Raw genomic sequence first — 6,000 nt, 5'->3', positions numbered from 1 at the left:
CAGAACTGCGTGCACTGCAAGACCTGCGACATCAAGGACCCGACGCAGAACATCGTGTGGGTCACGCCGGAAGGCGGCGGCGGGCCGAATTACCCGAACATGTAACCTGCCGGAAAACGCCGCCTTGCGCGGCGTTTTTTTCGTCCGGCCGGCATTCGACGCTGCCCTGCCCGCCATCGGTCGCGCGATTCATCCACCGCGCCCCGCACCGGCTGCGCTAGCGCGCCGCTATCCGTCGACGGAAATGCTCAGTACCGGACACGATCTTGTCGAGCACCGCATCGAGTGCCCAGAACCGCTCCCGCACGTCGTAGTCGATCGAGCGGCAGCGAATCGATCCGAACGTGCCGATCCGTTGATGATAGATCTTCGCGAGCGCCGGGTAGCCAAGCGCTTCCGACACCGCCGAGAGCACCAGGAACGCCGACAATTCTTCGGCAAGCGCCGGATCCGAGTCGCTCTGCGTGCGCAGCCACCGATACAGATCGGGATGGAAGTTGGTGAACACGCCGTTGAAACCGGCGGAGCCCGCCTTCATCGCATCCCATGCGATCGCGGCGTTCGCATTCAGGATCTTCATCGGCGAGCCCGCGGCCAGCGCAACGCGTCGCTTCACCGTCTCCAGGTCGCAGCTCACGTCCTTCAACATCACGAAGCGGCCGGTGTCGATGCACGCGCGCAGTTCGTCATCGGACAGCAATCGCCGATAAGGCGCCGGACATTCATACAAGCCAAGCGGCAGATCCGCCGGCAATCGGGCGAGCAGCTTGTGAAGATGATCGAGAAACGCGGCGCTGCCCTTGCGCTGTGGATCGAGGCGGTTGGTCACGAGCACCACGCCCTGCGCACCCGATTCCGCCGCGGCACACAGCTCGGCGACCTGCGCGTCCAGATCTTCGCTGACGTGCCCGGACGCGACGACAGGCACCCGCCCGGCCACCCGCTCGACCACGAAACGCGCAAGCTCCGCACGTTCCGCAAGACTCAGGAATTGCATCTCGCTCGATTGTGCGACCGCGAACAGCGCATCCGAGCCGTGCGCCAGATACCATTCGATGAGTCGCTCGAGGCCCGCGTAGTCGATCGAGCCGGTATCGTCGAACGGCGTCAGCATCACCGGCACGATCCCTTCGATGGTCGTGCTCGCCTGCTGATGTGATTGCATCTGTTTCTCCTTCCTTCAATGAATACAGGGGGTAGCCGGCAGCCTCAAGCCGGTAGCGCGCCAGGCGCCGCACTCGCGGACTGCTCGGGAATCGGCTTGCGCACCAGCAGCAGGTAAGCCATTGCGCCGGCGAATGCGATTGCCGCCGCCGTCAGCAGCGCCGGCACGAACGACCACTTCTGCGCGATCACACCCGTCAGGATCGGCGCGAGCGCACCGCCGATGAAACCACCGAAATTCTGGATCGCGCCGAGCGATGCGACACGGCTCGGCGGTGCGGCCGCCGTCGCGAGCGCCCACGAACATGCCGATGCCGCATTGGCGAGAAAGATCACGACCGAAATGCATGCGAGCGCCACCGTGTTGCTCTGCACGAGCGCGGCCGGAATCGTGAACGCGACCATCCCGAGCATCGCGACGACCACCGCATTGCGCCGGCTCACGACTGGCGAGCGGCTACGGCGCGTCACCAGATCCGACAGCCAGCCGGCAACGAGCGAACCGACGAACCCGCACAGGAACGGCACGGATGCCGCAAACCCGGTGCGAATGAGGCTCATGTGACGCTCCATCGTCAGATATCCCGGCAGCCAGGTCAGGTAGACCCAGTTCAGATACACCGAACCGAAGAATCCGATCAGCATGCCCCAGGTCGTGCCGTGCGAAAACAGACTGCGCCAGTCGGCGAAGGTCAGCTTGGGTGCCGCGACGGCCGTCTGCGCATCGGCATCGAGATACGCTCGTTCCGCCGCGGTCAATTGCGCACGCGCCGGATCGCGATACGACGCAAACCAGACGACGGCGACAACGAGACCGAGTGCCCCCGTGACGACGAATGCCCAGCGCCAGTCGAACGAAGCGACGAGCACCGACAGCAGCAACGGCGCGAGCGCGGTACCGAGCGGCGACGCCGCGTTGAAGATCCCGGTCGGCGTACCGCGTGCACGCAACGGAAACCAGTTGCTCACCACTCGCGCCGCCGACGGGAACTGCGGCGCCTCGCCGATGCCGAGCACGATGCGCGCGACGATGAACCAGCCGAAGGTGGATACGAGGCCGCCCGCTGCCTGCGCGAACGACCAGACGATCAGCCCGATGCCGAGCAGCCGTCGCGGCCCGATGCGATCGACGAGCCCGCCGACCGGAAACTGGCACAGCGCATAGCTCCACGAGAATGCCGACAGCAGCAACCCCATCTGCGAGAGCGACAGCCCGAGATCGCTCCGGATTGCCGAACTCGCGACGGCCAGCGTGCCGCGATCGAGATAGTTGACGATTCCGCTCGCCATCAGCAGCGCAAGCGCGATACGTTGTCCGCGCCGGATACGTGGCGGCGCAGTCGGAACAGCCTGGTCTTCGTTCATTTCGATTGTCTCCATGTCATAGGCGGGTGCCTGCCCGCGCTTTCCGTCGTCGCGGAATCTATACCGCCATGCTCTCCACTTCCTCGCGTGTCGGAATCGACGTCTGCGCCCCGTGGCGCGTGACGCTGATTGCAGCCGCGCGCTGGCCGAACGCGATCGCGTCGTCCATCGACGCACCACTCGTCCGGGCGGCCGCGAATCCGCCGACGAAGGTGTCGCCGGCCGCCGTGGTATCGACGGCGACCACCGCCATTGCCCGATGGCGGCCGTTCCCAGCGCTGCCGCGCCAGCAGACGCCGCGCGCACCCAGCGTGACCAGCACGTTGCCGACGCCTTTCGCGCGCAGCGCCTCGGCGGCGCGCACCGCCGAGGCGTCGTCGCCGACGGCGATGCCGGTCAGCGACTCCGCTTCCGTTTCGTTGACGACGAGGTAGTCGATCTGGGCCAGCAATGCGTCGAACAGCGGCCGTGCAGGCGCCGGATTGAGCAGCACCGGCGTGCGATATGCGATCGCACTGCCGATCGCGCGCGCGACGCTCTCGATCGGCACCTCGAGCTGGCACACCATCAGCGCCGCGCCGGCGATCGCGTCGCGCGCCTCGTCGATCAATTCGCCATCGAGGCGTGCGTTTGCACCGGGCACGACCACGATGCTGTTCGCCCCGTGCGCATCGACCGTGATCGTCGCCACGCCGGTTGCCTCGCCGTCGATCCGGTGCAGGTGCGTCACGTCGATACGTTCGGCCGCCAGCGCGTCGTGCACGCGCGCCCCGAACGCGTCGTCGCCAACGCAGCCGATCATCGCGACCGACGCCCCCAGACGGGCCGCCGCCACCGCCTGGTTCGCACCCTTGCCGCCGTGAACGGTCTGGAAGGTCGTGCCGAGCAGCGTTTCGCCCGGCACGGGCAGCCGTGGCGCATGCGTGACGAGGTCGACGTTGATACTGCCGACGACCGCGATTCGAGAGGGCTTTGCGTGGATCTTCATTCAATGTAACCGCTTACATTTGCGGCAAACAAAATAGCCGGAACGGCCGTCGTCGACGAAAATTTCACAATGCGGCTGCAATCTGTGTCTGACATAATACGGAGTAGCATCAAGATAGCGCTTACATTCGCACAGGCACGACCGGGAATGCAAGCGGGACCACGATGAATCGAGGGTAAACGATGGCGTTTTTGACCACGCGCGGCGCCTGCGGGGCAGCCGCGCCCGGGGATGACCAATGAGTACGCCCCCATCCAGCGGCGGCGCGGCTCGCGCACGCCGCGGCAGCGGCCGATCGGTGCTCGGGGATGTCGCAAAACTCGCCGGCGTGTCGACCGCGACCGTTTCGCGTGTCTACAACGACCCCGGCAAGGTCTCTGCCGACGTGCAGCAGCGCGTGCGCGACGCGGCACGCGCACTGAACTGGATTCCCAACGCGGCCGGCCGAGCACTCGCATCCACGCGAACCCACATCACGGGTGCGATCATCCCGACGCTCGACGACCAGGTGTTTGCGTCGCAGGTAGCGGGCATGCAGGCGGTCATGGCCGAGCACGGCATCACCCTGTTCCTCGGCTGCTCGAATTACGACCCGGCACAGGCGCTCGCGCAGGTGCGCGCGATGCTGTCGCGCGGCGTCGAAGCCGTGTCGCTGGTCGGCGAAGCCTATCCGGCGGAAGTATTCGAACTGCTCGACCTGCATCGGGTGCCGTACGTCGTCACCTATGCCTACCGCGACGACAGCCCGCACTGCTGCATCGGTTTCGACAACCGCGCGGCATTCGCGCGACTGACCACGCACCTGCTCGACCTTGGGCATCGCGATTTCGCGATCATCATGCAGCCTTCGGCGGACAACGATCGTGTGCAGGCCCGCCTGCGCGGCATCCACGACACGCTCGCCGCGCGTGGGCTCGCGGTCCGGCCGATCCACCAGCATGAAGGCCCGGCCACGATCGCGTTCGGGCGTGCGAGCCTGCGCGCGATCGCCGACAGCGGGGCGACGCGCCCAACGGCCGTGATCTGCGGCAACGACGCGCTCGCGCTCGGCGCCTTACTGGAAGCGCAGGCAATCGGCCTCGAGGTGCCGTCGCAATTGTCGATCACCGGCTTCGACGATGTCGCGCTGGCTCGCGAAATCCGGCCTGCGCTGACGACGATGTGGGTCGACACCGATGCGATCGGCCGCAAGGCCGCCCGCGCGTTGCTCGACGCACTCGAGCACGGAGAAGCCGGGCCCGGTTGCGCGATCCTGCCGGAGCTGCGGGTGCGCGAATCGGCCGCGCCGCCGAATTCGGCGGCCCAATGAAAACGGGGCGCCCCAGGCGCCCCGTTTCGCAGCGAATCGGTCGAGCCGGCGCGTGCCGGCCCCGCTGCATCAGGTCGCGCTGCCCGCGATCTTCGGCGTCGGCGTCTCGACGTCGCCGCACTGCGCACGATGGCGCAGCGCATGGTCGATCAGCACCAGCGCGAGCATCGACTCGGCGATCGGGGTCGCGCGAATGCCGACGCACGGATCGTGGCGGCCGAAGGTTTCGACCGTCGCCTCTTCGCCGGACTTCGTGATCGAACGGCGCGGCGTGCGGATGCTCGATGTCGGCTTGATCGCGATCGACACGGTGATGTCCTGCCCCGTCGAGATCCCGCCGAGCACGCCGCCCGCATGGTTCCCAACGAAGCCGGCCGGCGTCAGTTCGTCACCGTGCACCGAGCCGCGCTGCGCGACGCTGTCGAAGCCCGCGCCGATCTCGACGCCCTTCACCGCGTTGATGCTCATCATCGCCTTCGCGATGTCCGCGTCGAGCCGGTCGAATACCGGCTCGCCCCAGCCGACCGGCACGCCCGACGCAACGACGTCGATGCGCGCGCCGATCGAGTCACCGTCCTTGCGCAACGCGTCCATGTAGGCTTCCAGCTCCGGAACGACCGCCGCGTTCGGCGAGAAGAACGGATTCTCGCGAACGTGCGACCAGTCGACGAACGGCACGTCGATCTCGCCGAGACCGCTCATGTAGCCGCGCACCTCGACGCCGAAACGCTCGCGCAACCATTTCTTCGCAACCGCGCCCGCGCCGACGATCGGCGCGGTCAGGCGCGCGGACGAGCGGCCGCCGCCGCGGTAGTCGCGGATGCCATATTTCTGCCAGTAGGTGTAGTCGGCATGGCCGGGGCGGAACGTCTCGACGATGTTGCCGTAGTCCTTGCTGCGCTGGTCGGTGTTGCGGATCAGCAGCGCGATCGGCGTGCCGGTCGTCACGCCTTCGAACACGCCGGACAGGATCTCGACCTCGTCCGCCTCCTGGCGCTGCGTCACGTGCCGCGACGTGCCGGGCTTGCGGCGATCGAGTTCGACCTGGATGTCGGCTTCGGTCAGCCCCATTCCCGGCGGGCAGCCGTCGATCACGCAGCCGATCGCGGGACCGTGCGATTCGCCGAAGGTCGTGACAGTGAAAAGCGTGCCGAGGGTATTGCCGGACATGATG

Annotated in this window: 6 protein-coding genes; 2 read left to right on the top strand and 4 right to left on the bottom strand. The window is 66.9% G+C overall.

Features of this window, described 5'->3' with window-relative positions:
- Positions 1-105, top strand: a 105-nt coding sequence (locus DIE08_RS23035; protein WP_141667388.1) for a 4Fe-4S dicluster domain-containing protein, incomplete at its 5' end; no start/stop codon positions are given.
- Positions 106-217: 112 nt separating this feature from the next.
- Here the strand turns inward: DIE08_RS23035 and DIE08_RS23030 are convergent.
- Genes DIE08_RS23030 through rbsK form a run of 3 tightly spaced genes read right to left on the bottom strand, consistent with a single transcriptional unit; the run spans position 218 to position 3,517 of the window.
- Positions 218-1,165 carry a dihydrodipicolinate synthase family protein gene (locus DIE08_RS23030; protein WP_124903744.1) on the bottom strand — a complete coding sequence of 316 codons (948 nt, stop codon included), beginning with the start codon at positions 1,163-1,165 and terminating at the stop codon, positions 218-220.
- Between the two features lie 44 nt (positions 1,166-1,209).
- Positions 1,210-2,529, bottom strand: coding sequence for an MFS transporter (locus DIE08_RS23025; protein WP_059606588.1), 1,320 nt, complete (start codon positions 2,527-2,529; stop codon positions 1,210-1,212).
- A 58-nt stretch (positions 2,530-2,587) separates the two neighbouring features.
- A complete protein-coding gene (gene rbsK, locus DIE08_RS23020; RefSeq protein ID WP_124903742.1) occupies positions 2,588-3,517 on the bottom strand; it encodes a ribokinase in 930 nt (309 codons plus the stop codon).
- Positions 3,518-3,755: 238 nt separating this feature from the next.
- Between rbsK and DIE08_RS23015 the strand changes: the two genes are divergently transcribed.
- Positions 3,756-4,826 (top strand): LacI family DNA-binding transcriptional regulator, encoded by a 1,071-nt coding sequence (locus tag DIE08_RS23015; RefSeq protein WP_124626485.1) that lies wholly within the window; start codon positions 3,756-3,758, stop codon positions 4,824-4,826.
- A gap of 69 nt (positions 4,827-4,895) precedes the next feature.
- Here DIE08_RS23015 and aroC read toward each other — a convergent pair whose 3' ends face one another.
- Complete coding sequence (aroC, locus tag DIE08_RS23010) at positions 4,896-5,996, bottom strand: chorismate synthase (RefSeq protein ID WP_124903740.1); 1,101 nt, start codon at positions 5,994-5,996, stop codon at positions 4,896-4,898.
- Positions 5,997-6,000 lie beyond the last annotated feature (4 nt).

Source organism: Burkholderia sp. Bp9004, assembly GCF_003858025.1.
Classification (GTDB): domain Bacteria; phylum Pseudomonadota; class Gammaproteobacteria; order Burkholderiales; family Burkholderiaceae; genus Burkholderia; species Burkholderia diffusa.
This window is presented reverse-complemented; position numbering and strand designations above follow the sequence as displayed.

Bases quoted from the DNA above. Each gene is read 5' to 3' on its own strand.
- DIE08_RS23015 (WP_124626485.1), top strand. From the start codon at position 3,756: ATGAGTACGCCCCCATCCAGCGGCGGCGCGGCTCGCGCACGCCGCGGC.
- DIE08_RS23025 (WP_059606588.1), bottom strand. From the start codon at position 2,529: ATGAACGAAGACCAGGCTGTTCCGACTGCGCCGCCACGTATCCGGCGC.
- DIE08_RS23030 (WP_124903744.1), bottom strand. From the start codon at position 1,165: ATGCAATCACATCAGCAGGCGAGCACGACCATCGAAGGGATCGTGCCG.
- rbsK (WP_124903742.1), bottom strand. From the start codon at position 3,517: ATGAAGATCCACGCAAAGCCCTCTCGAATCGCGGTCGTCGGCAGTATC.
- aroC (WP_124903740.1), bottom strand. From the start codon at position 5,996: ATGTCCGGCAATACCCTCGGCACGCTTTTCACTGTCACGACCTTCGGC.